Here is a 21,994-nt window from a genome sequence, read left to right on the forward strand (position 1 = left end):
CGCACCTTCAGCTGGAAGTCCACGCGGCCCAGGAACTCCAGCTTCCCGTCCTCCCGCTGCCTCACCTTGTCGCCCGTGCGGTACAGCCGCGCCCCGGGCTCCGTGCTGAAAGCGTCCGGCACGTACCGCTCCGCCGTCAGCTCCGGACGGCCCACGTACCCACGCGTCACCACCGCACCGCCCACGTACAACTCACCCGCCACGCCACGGGGCACCGGATGTCCGCTGGCGTCCAGCACGTACATGCGCGCGTTGCCGATGGGACGGCCCAGCGCCAGCGTCGTGGCGCCCTCTTCCCACGCGCCCTCCACCGGGTTCGTCAGCACGCCGACCGTCGTCTCCGTCGGGCCGTAGTGGTTGAAGACGGCGCACTCCGGTGCGAGCCGCTTCACCGTCTCCACCAACTCGCGCTCCGACGCCTCGCCGCCCACCACCAGCCGCTTCCTCGGCAGCACTGCCTTCGCATTCGGCCCGCTCAGCAACGCGCGCAGGTGCGAGGGCACCACCTTCAGGCCGTCCACCCCGTGCGTCTGCATGTACGCGCCCAGGGCCTCCGCGTCCGACGCGACTTCCTTCGACACCAGGTGCAGCGTCCCGCCTCCGCACAGCATCGGGAAGACGGCCGTGTGCCCCAGGTCCGCCGCCAGCGTCGTCACCGACGCGAAGCTCATCCCCTCTTCCAGCCTCAACCGCCCGCGGATGCTCCCCACGTAGTTGGCCAGCTGCCGGTGCTCCACCACCACGCCCTTCGGACGCCCCGTGCTTCCCGACGTGAAGATGGCGTACGCCGCGTTCTCCCCTCGCACCTTCGTCGTCACCGGCGCAGCGCTGGCGCTCACGTCCTCCACGCTCAGCGTCTGGCAGCCCAGGTTCGCCACCTGGCTTGCGTACGCACTCTGCGTCACCACCACGCGCAGGCCCGCGTCCTCCGCGATGGCCTTCACTCGCGCCTCCGGGAAGGACGTGTCCATCGGCACGTACCCGCCCCCGGCCTTGAGGATGCCCAGCATCCCCGCCACCGCCTCCACCGTGCGCTCCACGTACAGGCCCACCAGCGACTCCGGGCCCACTCCCAACGCGCGCAGCTGCTTCGCTACACCGTTCGCCTTCGCGTCCAGTTCCGCGTACGTCGCCTGCTTGCCGTCCGCGACGACCGCGATGGCTCCAGGCTTCCGCTTCGCCTGCGCTTCGAACATCCCGTGGATGCTCTCCAGCGGCACGGACTCCGCCGTCTGGTTCCACGTCCTCAGCACCTGCTCCCGCTCCGCCTCCGCCAGCATCGGCAGCGCGCTCACGGTCGCGTCCGGATTCGCGGCGATGCCCTCCAGCAGCACCCGCAGGTGCCCCATCATCCGCTCCACCGTCGCCTGCTCGAACAGGTCCGCGCGGTAGTCGGTCACGCACAGCAGCCCCATGCCGGTGTCCTTGAAGGACAGCGTGAGGTCCACCTTCGCGGCGCCTTCGTCCCGGCCCAGCGAGCGCAGCTTCAGGCCCGGCAGCTCGATGGACGAGGCCGGCGTGTTCTGCACCGACAGCTTCACCTGGAAGATGGGCGAGTGGCCCAGGCTGCGCTCAGGGTTGAGCGCCTTGACCAGCTCCTCGAACGGCAGGTCCTGGTGCCCGTACGCGCCCAGCGCCGTGTCCTTCACGCGCCGCAGGAGCTGACGGAACGTCGGGGCGTCATCCAGCCGCGTGCGCATGGCGAGCTGGTTCACGAAGAAGCCGATGAGGCCTTCGGTGTCCGCGTGGTTGCGGTTCGCGATGTCCGTGCCCACCACGATGTCCGTCTGCCCGCTGTAGCGCGACAGCAACACCTGGAAGCCCGCGAGCAGCGTCATGTAGAGCGTCGCGCCCTCTGCCTGCCCCAGGGCCTGGAGCTTCTCCGACAGCGCCTGGGAGAACTCCGTCGGCACCGTGCCCGCGCGGTGCTTGCGCACCGTCGGCCTCGGATGATCCGTGGGCAGCTCCAGCAGCGGCGGCGTGTCCCGCAGCTGCTCACGCCACCAGGACAGCTGCGCCTCCAGCGCTTCGCCGCGCAGCCAGCCGCGCTGCCACGCCGCGTAGTCCGCGTACTGGACCTTGAGCTCCGGCAGCGGTGAGGGCTGCCCCGCGTGGAAGGCCTCGTAGAGCGCGGCCATCTCACGCATGAAGATGCCCATGGACCACCCGTCGGAGACGATGTGGTGCATGGTCAAGAGCAGCACGTGCCGCCGCGCGTCCTGCCGCAGCAGCGTCGCCCGCACGAGCGGTCCCCGCGTCAGGTCGAACGGCTGGCGCGACTCCGCCATCGCCCGCTGCTCCAGCGTCGCTTCGACCTCGGCGGCCGGCAGCGCGCCCAGGTCCACGACCCGCAGCGCGACCTCCGGCACCGCGGAGATGACCTGCACCGGCTCGCCTTCGTGCACGCCGAAGGCGGTGCGCAGGGACTCGTGGCGGCGGAGGATCTCCTGGAAGGCGCGGCCCAGCGCGGGCACGTCCAGGTCTCCCTCCAGGCTCACCGTCAACGGGATGTTGTACGCCAGGCTTCCCGGCTCCAGCTGATCCAGGAACCACAGGCGCTGCTGCGCGAAGGACAGCGGCAGCGGCTGCTCGCGCGACACCGGCACCAGCGGCGGCACCTCCGGGCCCACGTCCTGGACCTGGGTGGAGAGCCACGCCGCGAGCGCTGCCACGTTGGGCATCTCGAAGAAGGCCCGCACGGGCAGGTCCACGCGGAACGCCTGCCGGATGCGCGACACCGCTTGCGTCGCCAGCAGCGAGTGCCCGCCCAGCTCGAAGAAGTCCGCGTGGCGCCCCACGCCCTCCACGCCCAGCAGCTCCGCCCAGATGCGCGCGAGCTTCTCCTCCGCGCCGGACCGGGGTGCTTCGTCGCCGGTCTCCGCCGCGAGATTCTGGAGCTCCGGCTTCGGCAGCGCCTTGCGGTCCACCTTGCCGTTGGGCGTCAGCGGCAGCGCGTCCAGCGCGACGAACGCCGCGGGGACCATGTATTCCGGCAGGCGCTCCTTGAGGAACGCGCGCAGCGCCTCCGCGTCGGCCGTCTGCTCCTCCTGCGGCACGACGTACGCCACCAGGCGCTTCTGGCCGGGCACGTCCTCGCGCGCCAGCACCACCGCGTCCTGCACGGTCATGTGCTGACCGAGCGCCGCTTCGATTTCGCCCAGCTCGATGCGGAAGCCACGCAGCTTCACCTGGTGGTCCACGCGGCCCGCGAACTCCAGCTGGCCGTCCGCGCGGTAGCGCACCACGTCGCCCGTGCGGTACAGCCGCGCGCCGGGCTCGCCGCCGAAGACGTCGGGCACGAAGCGCTCGGCCGTCAGATCCGGGCGCTCCAGGTAGCCGCGGCCCACGCCCACGCCGCCGATGAACAGCTCACCCAGGACGCCCGTGGGCACGGGCTGGCCCATGCGGTCCAGCACGTACAGCCGGGTGTTGGGATACGGCCGGCCGATGCCCGGACGTCCACCGTCCGGCGCGCAGAGGGCGCTGGTCGCGGTGACGCTGATCTCCGTGGGGCCGTAGCAGTTGAGGAACCGGCGTCCGACACCCCAGCGGGCCACCAGCTCCAGCGGCAGCGCTTCCGCGCCGGAGATGATGGTCTCCAGCTCCGGCAGCGCGTCGTGCGGCAGGGCCGCCAGGACGGGCGGCAGCAACACGGAGGTGGTGATGTGGCGGTCGCGCAGCAGCGCCGTCAGCTCGGGGCCGGGCAGGAGCGCGTCGCGCGGCACCAGCACCAGCGTGCCTCCGCCCGCGAGCGTGCCGAAGATCTCCAGCACGGAGGCGTCGAAGCCGAACGCGGTGAACTGCAGGACGCGACGGCCCGGCTGGATGCCGAAGTCCGTCACGGTGCGCGCAATCGTGTTGCGGATGCCCCGGTGCTCCACGACGACGCCCTTGGGGCGCCCCGTCGAACCGGAGGTGAAGATGACGTAGGCGGCGTTGCGCGGCTCCGTCAGCGACGGCGGAGCCTCCTTTGGCCTGCGGGCGATGGCCGCGGCCTCTTCGTCCACCAGCAGCAGCCACTCGCCGCGCGACGGCAGCGCGTCCGCCAGCGACTCCTGCGTCACCACCACGGGGACGCGGCTGTCCTCCAGCATCGCGCCCAGGCGCTCGGACGGATACGACGGATCGAGCGGCACGTACGCGCCGCCTGCCTTGAGCACGCCGAGCAGCGCCACCACCAGGTCCAGCGAGCGCTCCAGGCACACGCCCACGCGCGTCTCCGCGCGCACGCCCAGGCCCCGCAGGTGCCACGCGAGCTGGTTGGCCCGGGTGTCCAGCTCCCGGTACGTGAGGGCTTCGCCCTCGAACTCCGCCGCGACGGCGTCCGGCGCGCGGGCCACCTGGGCCTCGACGAGCCCCTGGAGTCCGCCGTCCTCGGACAACGCGAGCGAGGTGTCGTTCCAAGCCTCCAGCAGCGTGCGGCGCTCCTCGGCGGGGAGCACGGGGAGGCGGGAGACGCGCTCCGCCGGTTCAGCGACCGCGGACTCCAGCACCGTGCGGAAGCCGGCGGCCAGACGCTCCATGGTGGAGGCGTCGAACAGGTCCGTGCCGTAGACCCACTGGCAGGACAGACCCTGCGGCGTCTCCGTGATGGAGAGCGTCAGGTCCAGGTTCGACTGCACGGACTCGCTGCCCGAGGCGCGGAAGCTCAGTCCCGGCAGCTCCAGCGACGACGTGGGCGTGTTCTGCAGGATGAGCTTCACCTGGAACAGCGGCGCGTGGGCCAGGCTGCGTTCTGGGTTGAGCGCCTTGACCAGTTCCTCGAAGGGCAGGTCCTGGTGCCCGTACGCGCCCAGCGCCGTGTCCTTCACGCGCGCCAGCAGCGTGGTGAAGGACGGGTCGTCCTCCAGCCGCGTGCGCATGGCGAGCTGGTTGATGAAGAAGCCGATGAGCCCTTCGGTCTCCGCATGGTTGCGGTTCGCGATGTCCGCGCCCACCACGATGTCCGTCTGCCCGCTGTGGCGGGACAGCAGCACCTGGAAGCCCGCGAGCAGCGTCATGTAGAGCGTCGCGCCCTCGCGCTGGCTCAGGGTCCGCAGCGCCTGGGTGAGCCGCTCCGGCAGCATCCGCTGGAGGATGGCGCCGCGCGTGCCCGCCACCGGGGGACGCGGACGGTCCGTGGGCAGCTCCAGCAGGCGCGGCGAGCCGCCCAGCTGCTTGCGCCAGTAGGAGAGCTGCGTCTCCAGCGCGTCGCCCTGCAGCCAGCCGCGCTGCCAGGCCGCGTAGTCGGCGTACTGCACCTTGAGCTCGGGCAGCGACGCGGGCTGGCCCGTGCGGAAGGACTCGTAGAGGGCGGTGACCTCGCGCACGAGGACGCCCATGGACCAGCCGTCGGAGATGATGTGGTGCTTCGCCACCAGCAGCATGTGGCGCTGCGCGCCCAGGCGCAGGAGCGTGGCGCGGAACAGCGGGCCCCGGCCCAGGTCGAACGGCCAGCGCGCCTCCACGCCCGCGATGCGGCGGGCTTCCAGCTCGATGGCGTCCGCGTCCAGCGTGGACAGGTCCACCGTGGTCAGCACGTGCTCCGGCACGGGCGAGATGCGCTGCACGGGCTCCTGGCCGCGCGCCTCGAACGTCGTACGCAGCGACTCATGCCGCTCCACGAGGGCGTGGAACGCACGCTCCATCGCGGGCACGTCCAGCGCGCCCTCCAGGCGGAGGGCCGTGAACATATTGAAGGCCGTGGAGCCGGGCTCCATCTGGTCCAGGAACCACAGGCGCTGCTGCGCGAACGACAGCGGCAGCGGCCCCGTGCGAGGCACGGGCACCAGCGGCGGAGCCTTCGCCCCGAGCGCCGCGGCATCCACCCGGATCGCCAGGTCCGCGACGGTGGGGGCTTCGAACAGCGCGCGCAGCGGCAGCTCCACGCCGAAGACGGAGCGCACGCGCGAAATGGCCTGCGTCGCCAGCAGCGAGTGCCCGCCCAATTCGAAGAAGTTGTCCCGCGCACCGACGCGTGCGACGCCCAGCACCTTCGCCCACTCCGCCGCCAGCACCTCCTCCGTCGGCGTCCTCGGCGCCACGTACGCACCCGAGACTTCCACGCCCGCTTCCGACGGCTCCGGCAGTGCCTTGCGGTCCAGCTTGCCATTCGCCGTCAGCGGCAGCGCGGGCAGCGCCACGAAGGCCGAGGGCACCATGTACTCCGGCACCCGCCCCTTCAGCGCCGTGCGCACCTGGGCCACGTCCAGGCCTTCGCCCGCCACGTACGCCACCAGCCGCTTCGTCCCTGCCCCCTGCCCCTTCGCCACCACCACGCACTCGCGCACGCCTTCGCACTGCGCCAGCGCCGCTTCCACCTCACCCAGTTCCACCCGGAAGCCACGCACCTTCACCTGCGTGTCCCCACGGCCCTGGAACTCCAGCACGCCGTCCGCGCGCCACCGGGCCAAGTCCCCCGTGCGGTACATGCGGCTGCCTGCCGGGCCGTACGGGTTGGGCAGGAAGGCCTGCGCCGTCAGCCCCGGCTGGCCCAGGTAGCCTCGCGCCAGGCCGTCTCCCGCCGCGTACAACTCCCCCACCACGCCCACCGGCACCGGCTGCCACTGCCCGTCCAGCACGTACACCTGCGTGTCGCCAATCGGCCGCCCAATGGGCACCACCGTGCCCACGTCCTCCACCGTCTCCATCCGGTGGCACGAGGTGAAGAGCGTCCCTTCCGTCGGCCCGTAGCAGGCCGTCACCGCCACGCCCAGTGTCTCCAGCGCCCGCTTCACGTGCGGCGCTGACACGACGTCTCCGCCCGTCAGCAGCTGCTTCACTCCGCGCAGCCCCTCCAGGTTGCCGTCCACCATCTGCGTGAAGAGGCCTGCCGTCAGGTGCAGCACCGTCACCCCGTGCCGCTTCAGCACCCCTTCCAATTCCTTCACATCCCCCACCGGCACCGGCGGGTACACCACCAGCTTCGCCCCGCTCAGCAGCGGGCCCCACACCTCCAGCGTCGACGCGTCGAAGGACACCGGCGCCAGCAGCAGGAAGGTGTCCTCGTCCGTCCACCTCGCGTAGTTGGCCTTCAGCACCGTGCGCAGCACGCCGCCGTGCTCCGTGCACACGCCCTTCGGCTTGCCCGTGCTGCCCGACGTGAAGTCCACGTACGCGACGTTGCGGCTTCCCACGTCACTTGCCGGCGCGTGCTTCGGCTGGCGGGCCAACTCCTCCCGCGCCTCCTCCAGCCGCACCACGTCCAGCCCGTCCGTGGGCAGTCGCTCGCCCAGCGCTCGCGTCGTCACCAGCACGCGTGCCCCGGCCTCCTTCAGCATGTAGGCCAGGCGCTCTCGCGGGTAGTCCGCCTCCAGCGGCACGTACGCCCCGCCCGCCTTGAGGATGGCCACCAGCGCCACCACCAGTTCCACCCCGCGCTCCAGGCACAGCGCCACCCGCGACTCGGGGCCCACTCCGTGCGCGCGCAGCAGGTGCGCCAGCTGGTTCGCCCTCGCGTCCAGCTGCGCGTACGTCAGCTGCTCCTCTCCCGCCTCCAACGCCACCGCGTCCGGGCGACGCGCCACCTGCGCCGCGAAGACGTCCACGATGCTGGCTTCGCGCGGGGAGTCGCTCGCCGTCTGGTTCCACTCCACCAGCACGCGCTGCTTCTCCTCCGACGACAGCACGCCCACTTCCCAGAGGCGTCCCGTCTCCCCCGCCACCAGCCCTTCCACCGCGCGCCGCCACTGCTCCAGCAGCCGCCCAATCCCTTCAGCCTCGAAGCGCGGCGTGTCGTACGCCAGCTTCAGCAGCAGCTCGCGGCTGGGGCTGGACGACGCGGTCAGCGGGAAGTTGCTGCGCTCACTGCCCTGGACGTCACGCACCTCCAGCACGCTCGCGCGCTGGCTCAGCGTCGAGTCGATGGGGTAGTTCTCGAAGACGAAGAGGCTCTGGAACAGCGGCGTGCCTCGCGGCACCTGGCTGTAGCCCTGCACGCGCACCAGCGGGCTGTGATCGTACTGACGCAGCTCCAGCTGCTGCGCCTGGAGCTGGCGCAGCCACGGGACGATCTGCTCCTGCGCGGGCACGCGCACGCGCACCGGCAGCGTGTTGATGAAGAGGCCCGTCATCCGCTCCACGCCCGGGAGGTCGGACGGACGCCCGGACACCGTGGCGCCCAGCACCACGTCCTGCTCCCCGCTGTGGCGTGCGAGCACCAGCGCCCAGGCGGCCTGCACCAGCGTGTTCAGCGTGAGCTGGTGGCGCTTCACGAACGCGTCCACCGCCGTGGTCGACGCCGCGGACAGGCGTATCGACTTCTCCGCGTGATCCTGATGCTGCGTCCGCGCCAGGGCCGCGCGCTCGTCACCCGGCAGCGGCGTGGGCGCGTGGAGGCCCGCGAGCTCCCGCTTCCAGAACGCCTCCAGCCGGGTGCCGTCCTGCCGCTGCAGCCACGCGATGAACTCGCGGTACGGGACCGCGCGCTCGCGGGGCACCGACTGGCCCTGGTCCAGGGCGCGGTAGAGCGAGAACAGCTCCTGGATGAGGAGCGACATGCTCCAGCCGTCCAGCAGCAGGTGGTGGATGCTCCACAGGCAGCGCAGCACCTGGTCATCCATGCGGATGACGGTCAGCCGCATCAGCGGCGCGCGCGTCACGTCATGGCCTCGCGCCCGGTCGTCCGCGAGGTACTGCTGGAACAGGTCCTGCTGCTCCGCCTGCGACAGGCCGCGCCAGTCCAGCTCGCGCCACGGCAGCTCCGCCGACGCGTGCACCACCTGCAACGGCTCTGACAATCCGTCCCACACGAAGGACGTGCGCAGGATGGCGTTGCGCTCCACGAGCAGCTCCCATGCCCGCCGCATCACCGGCAGGTTGACGGTGCCGTGGAAGCTCCACGCCATCTGCTCGCAGTACATGCCCGACGTGGGCTCCAGGAGCGCGTGGAAGAGCATGCCCTGCTGGAGCGGAGACAGCGGATACACGTCCTCCAGGTCTGGCTTCGCCGCGTGCAGCTTCGCCAGGCCCGGCGCGTCCAGCCGGGCCAGCGGGAAGTCCGCGGGCGTGTAGCGGCGCGCGTCCTGCGTCTCGCGGTTCGCGATGAGCGTGCGCAGGGACTTGAGGAACGACTCCGCCAGCGCCTCCACCGTGGCGCGCGCGTGCACGGCCTCGCTGTACGTCCAGGACAGCTCCAGCCGGCCGTTGATGACCAGGCCGTTCACCTCCAGGAGCGCCGTGCGCAGGCCGCCCTCGCCCTGGCCCGGGCCCGCTGGCTCCTTCGCGAGGCCGAACATCGACTCGCCGGCCGCCATCGCGTCGAACTGGCCCAGGTAGTTGAAGGCCACCTGCGCGGGGGGCACCGCCTTGAGCTTCGCGGCGTCGTCCGCGTCGCGCATGTAGCGCACGAGCCCGTAGCCCAGGCCCTTGTTGGGCAACCGCCGCAGCGTGTCTCGCACCGCGCGCAGGCCGTCACCCGGGGTGCCGCCTTCGGGCACCTCCAGCAGCACCGGGTAGACGGACGTGAACCAGCCCACCGTGCGGGAGATGTCCGCGTCCGCGAACAGCTCCTCGCGGCCGTGGCCCTCCAGGTGGATGCGTGCCCGCCGCTCGCCCGTCCAGCCGGACAGGGCCTGCGTCAGCGCCGCCAGGAGCACGTCGTTGATGTGGGCCCGGTACGCGGTCGGCACCTCCTGCAGCAGGGCGCGCGTCTCCTCCGTCTCCAGCACCGCGCGGACGCTGTTCGCGGACGCGAGCGTGTTGAGACCCTGATGGTCCACCGGCAGGGGTTTGACTTCTCGGGCCCCCTCCAGCCAGAACGCCAGCTCGGACGCCATCGCCGGGCCGCGCGCGTGCGCCTCCAGCTTGCGGGCCCACTCCTGGAAGGACGTCGTCTTCGACGGGAGCGACGCGGGCACGCCGCGACGCAACTGGGTGTAGACGGTGTTCAGGTCCTCCAGCAGCACGCGCCACGACACGCCGTCCACCGCCAGGTGGTGGACGACGAGCAGCAGGCGCTCCGTGTTCCCTTCGCCGCGCTCGACGAGCATGGCGCGCAGGAGGAGCCCCTCGTCCAGGCGCAGGCTCTTGTGCAGGTCCGCGGCGGCGGCCTGGATGGCCCGGCGCTGGGCCTCCTCGTCGCCCGCGTGCGCGGAGACGTCCAGGCGCCGCAGGGACACCGGCTGCTCCAGGCCCGCGTTCTCCTGCGTCCAGCCGGCCTCACCGCGCACGTAGCGCAGGCGCAGGGCGTCGTGGTGCTCCACCAGCCGCGCCAGCGCCTTCTCCAGCAGCCCGGCGTCCACGCGCTGCCGCGCTTCGATCATCACCGCCTGGTTGAAGTGGTGCGGCCGCGGGATGTCCCGCTCGAAGAACCAGTGCTGGATGGGGGTGAGCGGCACCGGGCCGCGCACCACGCCCTGCTCCGCCTGCGACGCGAGCGCCGCGGTGGCCACCTGCGCCAGTTCCGCCACCGTCTGGTGCTGGAAGAGCTGCTTCGCCATCAGGCGCAGACCGGCCTGGTTGGCGCGCGAGATGATCTGGATGCTGATGATGGAGTCGCCGCCCAGGGCGAAGAAGTTGTCGTGGATGCCCACCTTCTCCAGGCCCAGCACCGACGCCCAGATGGCCGCGAGCTTCTCCTCTTCCGGCGTCCTCGGCGCGACGTAGGCCTTGCCCGAGTCCTGGCGGTCTCCCTGCGGCGCGGGCAGGGCCTTGCGGTCCACCTTGCCGTTGGGCGTGAGCGGCAGCGACTCCAGCATCACGAACGCCGCGGGCACCATGTACTCCGGCAGCCGCGTCTTCAGCTCCGCGCGCAGCGCGTCCACCGTGGGGCGCGTCGCCTCCGGAGCGCCCACGTAGGCCACCAGCCGCTTGATGCCCGGCGAGTCCTCGCGCGCGATGACGGTGTTCTCGGCCACGCCCTTGCACTGGCCCAGCGCCGACTCCACCTCGCCCAGCTCGATGCGGAAGCCACGCACCTTCACCTGCGAGTCCAAGCGGCCCAGGAACACGATGCCGCCGTCGGGCAACTGCTTCACCTGGTCGCCCGTGCGGTACAGGCGCGCACCGGCCGCCGTGCGGAACGGGTGCGGCACGAACTTCTCCGCCGTCAGCTCCGGCCGGCCCAGGTAGCCCAGCGCCAGACCGTCGCCGCCGATGTACAGCTCACCGAGCACGCCCACGGGCACCGGCTGAAGCTCGGCATCCAGGACGTACAGCTCCGTGTTGGACAGCGGCCTGCCGATGGGCACCGCCGTCGCGCCTTCCGGCACTTCCTTCACGTGGTGCCACGCGGCGAACGTCGTGCTCTCCGTGGGGCCGTACGCGTTGACGAACTTCCCTGGGGCGCCGCGCGCAAGCACCGCCCGGGCCGCGCCCGGATCCACGGCGTCACCGCCGACGTGGAGCTGCCGCACCGTCTGGAACGTCTCCGCCGACTGCGCCACCAACTGGTTGAAGAGCGCGGACGTCACGAACAGCGTGCTGATGCGCTCGTCGCGCAGGTACGCCGCGAACGCCGCAGGCGACAGCGCCACGTCCTTCGCCACGCCCACCAGCCGCCCGCCGTGCAGCAGCACGCCCCACACCTCGAACGTCGCCGCGTCGAACGACGCGTTCGACACCTGCGCGATGCGGTCCTCTCCCGTCAGCTGGATGAAGTTCGTCTCCACCAGCAGCCGCACGATGGCCCGGTGGGGTACCCACACGCCCTTCGGACGCCCCGTGCTTCCCGACGTGTAGATGACGTACGCCGGGTCCGTCGCATCCACCCGGCTCTCGGACGCCTGCGCCGGCTCCGCGTCCAGCGTGCCGTCGTCCAGCAGCACGACGGTGTACTGCCCTTCAGGCAGTGAGCCCTGCTGGGACTTCTGCGTCACCAGCACTTCCACCCCGGCGTCCTCCACCATGAACGCCAGCCGCTCCCGCGGGTAGCCCGCGTCCAGCGGCACGTACGCTCCGCCCGCCTTGAGGATGCCCAGCATCCCCTCCACCATCCCCACTCCACGCTCCACGCACAGGCCCACCCGCGAGCCGCGCTTCACGCCCTGCTTCACCAGCCGCTGCGCAAGCTGGTTCGCCCGCGTCTCCACCTGGCGGAACGTCCGCTGCTCCCCTCCAAAATCCAGCGCCACCGCGTCCGGCGTGCGCTCCACCTGCTCCGTCACCAGCGTGTGGACGCACTTCTCCCTCGGGAACGCCGTCCTCGTCGCGTTCCACCCCAGCACCTGCTGCCGACGCTCGCCTTCCGTCAGCAGTGGCAGCTGCGACACCTTCGCATCCGGGTTCTTCGCGATGGCCTCCAGTAGCACCTCCAGGTGCCCCGCCATCCGCTCCACCGTGCCTGCATCGAACAGGTCCGTGTTGTACTCAATCGAACCGGAGAACCCTTCCGGCGTGTCCGACAGCGACAGCGTCAGTTCGAACTTCGTCGTCTGCGCTTCCACGCGCAGCGTGCGCAGCGCCACGTCCGGCAGCACCAGCTCCGACACCGGCGCGTTCTGCAGGCTGAACATCACCTGGAACAGCGGCGAGTGGCTGAGCGTGCGCACCGGCTGGAGCAGGTCCACCAGCTTCTCGAAGGGCACCTCCTGGTGCGCGTAGGCGCCCAGCGCCTGCTCCCGCACGTGCGCGAGCACCTGGCGGAAGGTCATCCCCGGCTTCACCTTCGCGCGCAGCACGAGCGTGTTGATGAAGAAGCCGATGAGGCCTTCCAGCTCCGCGCGGTTGCGGCCCGCGATGGGCGTGCCCACGCTGATGTCGTCCTGGCCGGTGTAGCGCGCCAGCAGCACCTGCCACGCCGCCAGCAGCGTCATGAAGGGCGTGGCGCCCTCCTTCTGGCCCAGCGCCTTCATCGCCTCCGACACGGCGCGCGGCAGCTGCACGAAGTGCTTCGCGCCCCGCGAGCTCTGGATGGCCGGACGCGGCCGGTCCGTGGGCAACGCGATGACGTCCGGCGCGCCCTCCAGCTGCTGCTTCCACCAGTCGAGCTGCGCCTTCAGCGTCTCGCCCTGGAGCCACTCGCGCTGCCACCCGGCGTAGTCCGCGTACTGGAGCGCCAGCTCCGGCAGCGGCGACGGACGCCCGTGCAGGTAGGCGTCGTAGAGCGACGCCAGCTCGCGGATGACCACGCCCATGGACCAGCCGTCGGAGATGGCGTGGTGCATGGTCACGAGCAGCACGTGCTCCTCGTCACCCGTGCGCACCAGCGACGCGCGCACCAGCGGGCCCCGGCCCAGGTGGAAGGGCCGCAGCGATTCCTCGCGCACGCGGCGCGACAGCTCGGCCTGGCGTTCGGGGCCGGCCACGCCGCGCAGGTCCGCCACCTCCAGCGTCAGCGGCGACGGCGGAGAGATGACCTGGACGGGTGTGCCCTCCACGGTGCGGAAGGTCGTGCGCAGGGACTCGTGGCGCTCCTGGAGCGCGGTGAACGCCTGCTCCAGCGCCTCCAGCTTCAGCTCGCCCTTCAGCTCGATGGCCAGGGGGATGTTGTAGAGCGCGCTCTCCGGCTCCAACTGATCCAGGAACCACAGGCGCTGCTGGGCGAACGACAGCGGCAATGGCGAGCCGTCACGGGGACGGCGGGCGATGGCCGGTGCACGCGCGGGACGGGCCCCCTGCTGCTGTTGCTGCTGGCGCAGCTGCTTGAGCAGCAGGGCGCGCTTCTCGGGGGACAGGGCTGCGATGCGCTTGTCGGCGTCACTGCTCATTGCTGGAGACCTTCTTGATGTCCTGGGGGAGGACTTCGTCGGAGGGCACTTCGTCAGAGGACAGGAGCGCTTCCGCTTCTTCGGCGGACAGGTGCTCCAGCTCCCCCATGAGTCGTTCGAGTTCCGCGGGGTCCGCTTGCGCGGCCTGGGCCTGCACGATGTGGACGGCGAGGTTCTCCACCGTCGGGGACTCGAAGATGTCCCTCAGCGGCAGTTCCACGTCGAACGTCGTGCGGATGCGGGAGATGAGCTGGGTGCCCAACAGCGAGTGGCCTCCCAGCTCGAAGAAATCGTCGTGGACGCCGACCTGCTTCACGCCGAGCAGCTCCGACCAGATGTCGGCCAGCTGCTGCTCCAGCTCGTCGCGCGGCGCCACGTAGCCCTTCTCCAGCTCGGGGCGCTGCGTGTCCGGCACCGGCAGCGCCTGCCGGTCCAGCTTGCCGTTGGGCGTGAGCGGCAGCGCCTCCAGCGACACGAAGGCGGAGGGCACCATGTACTCCGGCAGCCGGGCGAGGAGCGCGTCCTTGAGGGCCCGCATGTCCAGCACCTGCCCCTCGCGCGGCACCACGTAGGCCACGAGCCGGGGGTTGCCGGGCACGTCCTCGCGCAGGAGGACGACGGTGGACTCCACGGCGGAGTGGTCCGCGATGGCGGCCTCCACCTCGCCCAGCTCGATGCGGTAGCCGCGCAGCTTGAGCTGGTGGTCGATGCGGCCCAGGAACTCCAGCTCGCCGGAGGGCAGGTAGCGCACGAGGTCGCCCGTGGCATAGAGCCGCCCGCCGGCCTCGGGGCCGAAGGCGTCCGGCACGAAGCGCTCGGCGGTGAGGTCCGCGCGGTGCAGGTAGCCCCGCGCCAGACCCACGCCGCCCACGTGCAGCTGGCCGGGCACGCCCACGGGCACCGGCTGTCCCTGGTCGTCCAGCACGTACACCCGCACGTTCGGCAGCGGCGTGCCGATGGTGGGCCGCGTGGGGTCCACGTTCGCGCGCACCGTGGCGCAGACCGTGACCTCGGTGGGGCCGTACGCGTTGAGGAAGCGGCGGCCCGGAGACCAGCGGCGCACCAGCTCCGCGGAGCAGGCCTCGCCCGCGGCGGCCACGGACGTGAGCAGCGGCAGTCCTTCCGGCTCCAGCTGCGCCAGCACGGACGGCGTCAGCGTCACGGTGGTGATGCCGCTGGACGCGATGAGGCCGTGCAGCGGCGCTCCCGGCAGCAGCGCTTCCCGAGGCGCGAGGTGCAGCGCCGCGCCGCCCAGCAGCGCGGAGAACGTCTCCCACACCGACGCGTCGAAGCCGAAGGCCGCGAACTGGAGGACGCGGCTGGAGGGCGTGATGCCCAGCGCCGCGATGGCCGCCGTGGCCGTGTTGCAGAGGCCCCGGTGGTGCAGCAGCGTGCCCTTGGGACGGCCCGTGGAGCCGGACGTGTAGATGACGTAGGCCAGGTGCTCCGGCTCCAGCTTCACGGGCGGCTTCGTCACCGGGTGCTTCGCGATGCGGGCCGCGTCCGAGTCCAGGCACACCAACAACTCGCCTTGTACCGGCAATTCATCCGCCAGGGCGTCCTGCGTGACGATGACCAGCACCGCCGCGTCCGCCAGCATGTAGGCCAGGCGGTCGCTCGGGTAGGACGGATCCAGCGGCAGGTAGGCCGCGCCCGCCTTCAGGATGCCCAGGATGCCCACGGCCATGTCGAGCGAGCGCTCCACGCACAGGCCCACGCGCGACTCCAGGCCCACGCCGCTCTGCTTCAGGTGCCACGCGAGCTGATTGGCCTTCGCGTCCAGCTGCGCGTACGTCAGCGACGTGTCGCCGTACACCGCCGCCAGCGCGTCCGGCGTGCGAGCGGCCTGCGCTTCGAACAGCGCCGTGGCGGTGGGCCCCGGCAGCGCGTCGGTGCGCGTGTCGTTCCAGGCGTCGAGCAGCGTGTGGCGCTCGGCGTCGGTGAGCAGGGACAGCGAGGACAGGCGGCGCGAGGCCTCGCGGGTCAGGCCGTCCAGGGCCTGCTCGAAGTGCTTCGCCATGCGCGCCACGGTGTCCCCGTCGAAGAGGTCCGTGGCGTACTCCCAGACGCAGGCGAGCCCCTGGGGCGTCTCCTGCACCGCGACGGTCAGGTCCAGCTTCGCGCGGGTGGCCTCCTGGCCCACGGGGCTCAGCTCCAGCCCGGGCAGCTCCAGCCGGGACACGGGCGCGTTCTGGAGCACCAGCTTCACCTGGAACAGGGGCGCCTGGCCCAGGCTGCGCTTGGGGTTCAGCTCCTTCACCAGCTCCTCGAACGGCAGGTCCTGGTGTGCGTACGCGGAGAGCGCCGTCTCGCGTGCGCGGGACAGCAGCTCACGCACGGTGGGGTCTCCGCCCAGGTCGCCGCGCAGGACGAGCTGGTTCACGAAGAAGCCGATGAGGCCTTCGGTCTCCGCGCGGTTGCGGTTGGCGATGTCCGTGCCCACCACGATGTCCGTGCGGCGCGTGTAGCGCGACAGCACCACCTGGAAGCCCGCGAGCAGCGCCATGAAGAGCGTGACGCCCTCGCGGCGGCACAGTGCCTGGAGGCGGGCCATCACGTCCGGCGGCACCAGCACCTGAAGCTGTTCACCCTTGTGCGACTGCACGGTGGGACGGGGCCTGTCCGTGGGCAGGTCCACCGTCTGCGGTGCGCCGTCCAGCTGGCGCTTCCACCACGCGAGCTGCTGGGCCAGCGCGCCCTGCTCCAGCCACTGGCGCTGCCAGGCCGCGTAGTCCGCGTACTGGAGCGGCAGCTCCGGCAGCGGCGACGGCCTACCGGTGCGGAAGGCTTCGTAGAGGGCCACCAGCTCGCGCACGAGCACGCTCATGGACCAGCCGTCGGAGACGATGTGGTGCATCGTCAGGAGCAGCAGGTGCTGACGCTCCGCGAGCTGGAGCAGCGTCACGCGCAGGAGCGGTCCCCGGGCGAGGTCGAAAGGACGCCTCGCCTCCTCCTGGGCCTGGCGCAGCGCCTCCTCCTCACGGGCCAGCTCGGGCAGGCCACGCAGGTCCTGACGCGACACCGGGGACTCCGGCACCGGCTGGATGACGTGGAGCGGCCGGCCCTCCTGGGCGCGGAACACGGTGCGCAGGGCTTCGTGGCGGCGGAAGAGCTCCGCGAACGCCCGCTCCAGCGCGGCCACGTCCAGCGTGCCTTCCAGCCGAAGCGCGGCGGGCACGTTGTGGAACGCCCCCTGGGGCTCCAGTTGATCCAGGAACCACAGGCGCTGCTGCGCGAAGGACAGCGCCAGCGACTCCGTGCGAGGCACCGGGACGAGCGGCGGGACGCGAGGACCCTCGGCGTTCTTCGCCTTCGCCTCCAGGAGCTTCGGCAGGAGCGTGGCGACCGTCGGCGCCTCGAAGAGGTCGCGCAGGGGCAGCTCCACGCCGAAGACGTCGCGAGCCCGCGACACCGCCTGCGTGGCCCGGAGCGAGTGGCCACCCAGCGCGAAGAAGTCGTCATGGACGCCCACCCGCTCCACGCCCAGCACCTGCGCGAAGAGGCCGGCGAGCAGCTCCTCCTCCGGCGTGCGCGGCGCGACGAAGTGGGACTCACCGCCGGTGGCCTCCGGCGCGGGCAGGGCCTTGCGGTCCACCTTGCCGGTGACGGCCACGGGCAGCGTGTCGAGCACGACGAAGGCGACGGGGACCAGGTAGTCCGGCAGCGTCTTGCGCAGCGCGGTCTTGAGCGACGCGGCGTCCACGGTGGCCCCGGCCTTCGGCACCACGTAGCCCACGAGGCGCCGGTCTCCCGGCACGTCCTCACGGGCGAGCACCACGCCCGCGGCGACGTCCGGCAGCGCGGTCAGCACGGACTCGATTTCGCCCAGCTCGATGCGGAAGCCTCGCACCTTCACCTGGTCGTCGCGGCGGCCCAGGTACTCCAGCACGCCGTCCGCGCGGCGGCGCACGGTGTCGCCGGTGCGGTACAGGCGCGCGCCCGGCTCGGAGCTGAACGGATCCGGCACGAAGCGCTCGGCCGTGAGGTCCGGGCGGCCCAGGTAGCCGCGGCCCACGCCGTCGCCTCCGACGTAGAGCTCACCCACGGCACCTCGTGGGGAGAGGCGGCCCGCCGCGTCCAGCACGTACAGGCGCGTGTTCGCGATGGGATGGCCGATGGGCACGGGGCCCGTGCGCGGCTCGTCCTCACGGACCTCGTGGATGCAGCAGCCCACCACCGTCTCGGTGGGGCCGTACTCGTTGATGAGCCGCGTGCCCGGCGCGTACCGCCGCCAGTGCTCCAGCGCCTCGTAGCCCAGCGCCTCGCCGCCGATGACGAAGGCCCGCGCGCGGCCGGAAGCGCCCTGCTCCGCGAGCTGGGCCTCCAGGAGCCGCAGGTGCGCGGGCGTGAGCTTCACGAGGCTGTGGTCCGCCTGCTTGCGCAGGGCTTCACCCAGTCCCTCCACGGCGCCCACGGCCTCGTCCACCAGCACGGCGGGACGGCCCGCCGCGAGCGGCGCCAGCAGGCTCGTCACGGTGAGGTCGAAGGAGAACGACGAGTGCACCGGAGCGCCCTGCCCGTCCGCCACGCGGTACGCGTCCAGCGCCCAGGTGAGGTAGTTGACGACGCCCCCGTGCGTGACCATCACGCCCTTGGGACGGCCGGTGCTGCCGGACGTGTAGATGACGTAGGCCAGCGCCTCCGGGCGCGTCTCCACCGCCGGACGCGTGGTGGGCAGCGCGGCGAGCACGTCCTCCAGCGCGTCCATCCGGATGACCTGCGCGTGCACGCCGGGCAGGCGCGCCTCCAGGTGCCGGTGCGTCAGCAGCGCCGTGAGGTTCGCGTCGCGGGCCATGAAGCCCAGGCGCGCTTCGGGATAGGTCGGATCCAGGGGCACGTAGGCGCCCCCGGCCTTGAGCACCGCGAGCAGCGCGACGACGAGGTCCGGGCCGCGCTCCAGGCAGATGCCCACGCGCGACTCCAGGCCCACGCCCTGCGCGCGCAGGTGGTGCGCCAGCCGGTTCGCTCGCGCGTCCAGGGCTCCGGCCGTCAGGGTGCCGGTGTTCCAGCGCAGCGCCTCCGCGTCGGGCGCCTGGGCAGCGCGGGCCTCGAAGAGCTGCTGCACCGCGAGCGTGCGGGGGTACTCCGCGCGCGTCGCGTTCCAGGTGTCCTTCAGCGCGTGCGTCTCCTCCACGGAGAGGAGGCTCACGTCGGCGACGCGCTGACCGGCCCGGGCGACCAGTCCTTCCAGGGCCCGGCGCCACTGCCCCAGCAGGGCCTTGGCCGTTGCGTCGTCGAAGCGCGGCGTCTCGTGCGCGAGCTTGAGCAGCAGCTCGCGGCCGGGCGCGGCCACGGCGGTGAGGGGGTAGTTCGTCCGCTCGAACGCGTGGAAGTCGCGCACGTCCAGCCGACGGGCGCCAGTCTCCACGGTGCTGTCCACGGGGTAGTTCTCGAAGACGAGGAGCGTCTCGAAGAGGGGCGTGCCCCGGGGCACTTCGCTCCAGCCCTGCACCTGCACCAGCGGGCTGTGCTCGTGGTGGCGCAGCTCCACCTGCTGCGACTGGAGCTGCTGGAGCCAAGGCACCACCGCCGAGCGCTCATCCATCCGGACGCGCACGGGCAGCGTGTTGATGAACATGCCCAGCATCGAATCGACGCCCGGCAGCTCCGAGGGCCGTCCCGCGACGGTCGCGCCGAAGACGACGTCGGACGTGTCCGCGTGCCGCGCGAGCACCAGCGCCCAGGCGGCCTGCACCAGCGTGTTGAGCGTGAGCTGATGGCGGCGCGCGAAGGCCTGGAGCGCGTCGGTCGTGTCAGCCGGCAGCAGCACCGACTGCTCTGACAGTCCACCGGTGGCGAACGCACGCGAGGCACCACCCGCCGGCAGCGGCGTCGCGGCGGAGAAGCCCGCCAGCGCGTCGCGCCAGAAGGACTCCGTGCGCTGGAGGTCCTGGCGCTGGAGCCACGCGATGTACTCGCGGTACGCGGGGCCCTTCTCCTGCGGCGGGGCCTTCCCCTGCGCCAGCGCGGCGTAGCGGGTGAACACGGCCTTGCGCAGCAGCGCCGAGCTCCAGCCGTCCGTCAGCAGATGGTGGAAGCTCCACACCAACCGCCAGGCCTGCTCCTCCGTGCGGATCAGCGCCAGCCGCATCAGCGGCGCGTGCGCCAGCTCGAAGCCACGCGCCCGGTCCTCCGCGAGGAACGTCTCCAGCCGGGCCTGCTGCTCCGAAGCGGAGAGCCCGCGCCAGTCCAGCTCCGACCAGGGCAGCGTCACCCGGGCATGTACCGCCTGGAGCGGCGACTCCAGGCCCTGCCAGAAGAACGAGGTGCGCAGCACCGGGTGGTGCGCGATGACGTCCTCCCACGCCTGCTTGAGCGCGCCCAGGTCCAGCGCGGAGTGGAAGCTCCAGGAGCGCTGTTCGAAGTACGCGCCCGACGCGGGCTCCAGCAGCGTGTGGAAGAGCATGCCCTGCTGCATGGGCGACAGCGGGTAGAGGTCCTCCAGGTTGGGGACGGCCGCCAGCACGCGCTCCAGCGCGGACGCCTCCACGCGAGCGAGCGGGAAGTCCGTGGGCGTGCGGCGTGCGGCATCCGCTGAAGCCCGGCCCGCGATGAGCGTGCGCAGCGCGGCCACGAAGTCGCGAGCGAGCGCCTCGATGGTGGCCTGGCTGTGCAGGTGTTCGCTGTAGCTCCAGCTCAACTGGAGCTGCCCGTCGAGCACCAGGCCGCTGACGTCCAGTACGTGGCGGCGCGGAGCACGGGGGCTGCGCACGGGGCCGCTGCCCTCGCGAGCGATCCGGAACGCGGTGTCGCCGGTGCCGGACGCGACGCCGTCGAACTGGCCCAGGTAGTTGAAGGACACCTGGGCCGGAGGCGCGGCGCGCAGGGCTTCCACCGTCTCGGTGTCGCCCAGGTAGCGCAGGAGGCCATAGCCCACGCCGTTGCCCGGGAGGCGCCGCAGGGTGTCTCGGACCGCGCGCAGCCCGTCACCGGCACTGCCCGAGGCGGGCACCTCCAGCACCACGGGGTACACGGCGGTGAACCAGCCCACCGTGCGGGACAGGTCCACGTCCGCGAACAGCTCCTCGCGCCCGTGGCCTTCCAGGTTGACGCGCATCCGGTGCTGGCCCGTCCACCGCGCCATCGACTGGACCAGCGCGGCGAGCAGCACGTCGTTGATCTGCGCGCGGTACGCGGCCGGCACTTCCTGGAGCAAGAGCCGCGTCTCCTCCACGTCGAGCGACAGCGAAACGCTCCGCGTCGAGGCCACGGTGTTCTCGCCACCGGCCCGGTCCACGGGCAGCGGCACGACGTTCCGGGTCGCATCCCGCCAGAAGGCGAGCTCGGACCGCGCGTCGGGAGTCCTCGCATGGGCCTCCAGCCTGCGGGCCCACGTCTGGAACGAAGTGGTCTTCGCGGGCAGCCGCGCCGGCTGGCCCGAGGCGAGCTGCTGATAGGCCGTCTCCAGGTCCTCCAGCAGCACGCGCCACGACACGCCGTCCACCGCGAGGTGGTGCACCGCCAGCAACAGGCGCGCGGTCTGGCCTTCGCCGCGTTCAATCAACATCGCGCGCAGCAGCAGTCCTTCGTCCAGCACGAAGCTCGCCTGGAGCCGGGCCGCCGCGTCCTGGATGGCCTGGACCTTCGCGGCGTCATCCAGCGTGGAGACGTCCAGCCGGCGCAGGGTCAGCGGCTGCGACACCCCGGTGTTCTCCTGCGACCAGCCAGCGGCGGCCTGCGTGAAGCGCAGCCGCAGCGCATCGTGATGCGCTACGAGGTGACGCAGCGCCTGCTCCAGCACCGCCGCGTCCACCGGGCGGCGGGCTTCGATCATCAGCGACTGGTTGAGGTGGTGCGGATCAACGACGTCTTCCTCGAAGAGCCGGCGCTGGATGGGCGTGAGCGGGACGGACCCGAGCACCTCGCCCTGCTCCGCCACCACGAGCGACGCCGAGGTGGCGACGGTCGCCAGTGCCGCGATGGTCGGGTGCTGGAAGAGCTGCCGGGTCGTGATGCGCAGCCCGGCCCGCGCGGCGCGCGCGACGATCTGGAGGCTGATGATGGAGTCGCCGCCCAGCTCGAAGAAGTTGGCGTGGATGCCCACGCGCTCCTGCCGAAGCACCTGGGCCCAGATGCGCTCCAGGGTCTGCTCCGTGGGCGTGCGTGGGGCGACGAAGTCCTGCGCGTCCGCATCCACCGTCTCCGGCTTGGGCAGGGCCTTGCGGTCCACCTTGCCGTTGGCGTTGAGCGGCATCGCCTCCAGGACGACGAAGGCCGACGGCACCATGTACTCCGGCAGCCGTCCCTTCAGCTCACTTCTCAGCGCCGTGGCCTCCACCGTGCTGCCCGGCTTCGCCACCACGTATGCCACCAGCCGCGTGTCTCCGGGCGCGTCCTCCCGCGCCACCACGACGGCCTCACGCACGCCT

2 protein-coding genes (both running past the window's edge) are annotated in these 21,994 nt (G+C 71.9%); both read right to left on the reverse strand.

Annotated features, from left to right (window positions below):
• Nucleotides 1–13,625, reverse strand: partial view of a non-ribosomal peptide synthetase gene (locus tag JYK02_RS10925; protein ID WP_207050863.1) — the start only. It extends 29,965 nt beyond the left edge of the window; 13,625 of the gene's 43,590 nt are visible here — the first part of the coding sequence; its start codon is at nt 13,623–13,625; the stop codon falls past the left edge of the window.
• Nucleotides 13,615–21,994, reverse strand: the final stretch of a protein-coding gene (locus tag JYK02_RS10930; RefSeq protein WP_207050864.1) for a non-ribosomal peptide synthetase. The gene runs 9,149 nt beyond the window's last position; 8,380 of the gene's 17,529 nt are visible here — the last part of the coding sequence; its start codon lies off the right edge, out of view; the stop codon is at nt 13,615–13,617. The genes JYK02_RS10925 and JYK02_RS10930 overlap by 11 nt, the downstream gene beginning before the upstream one ends.

The sequence above is a fragment of the Corallococcus macrosporus genome, assembly GCF_017302985.1.
GTDB classification, from domain to species: domain Bacteria; phylum Myxococcota; class Myxococcia; order Myxococcales; family Myxococcaceae; genus Corallococcus; species Corallococcus macrosporus_A.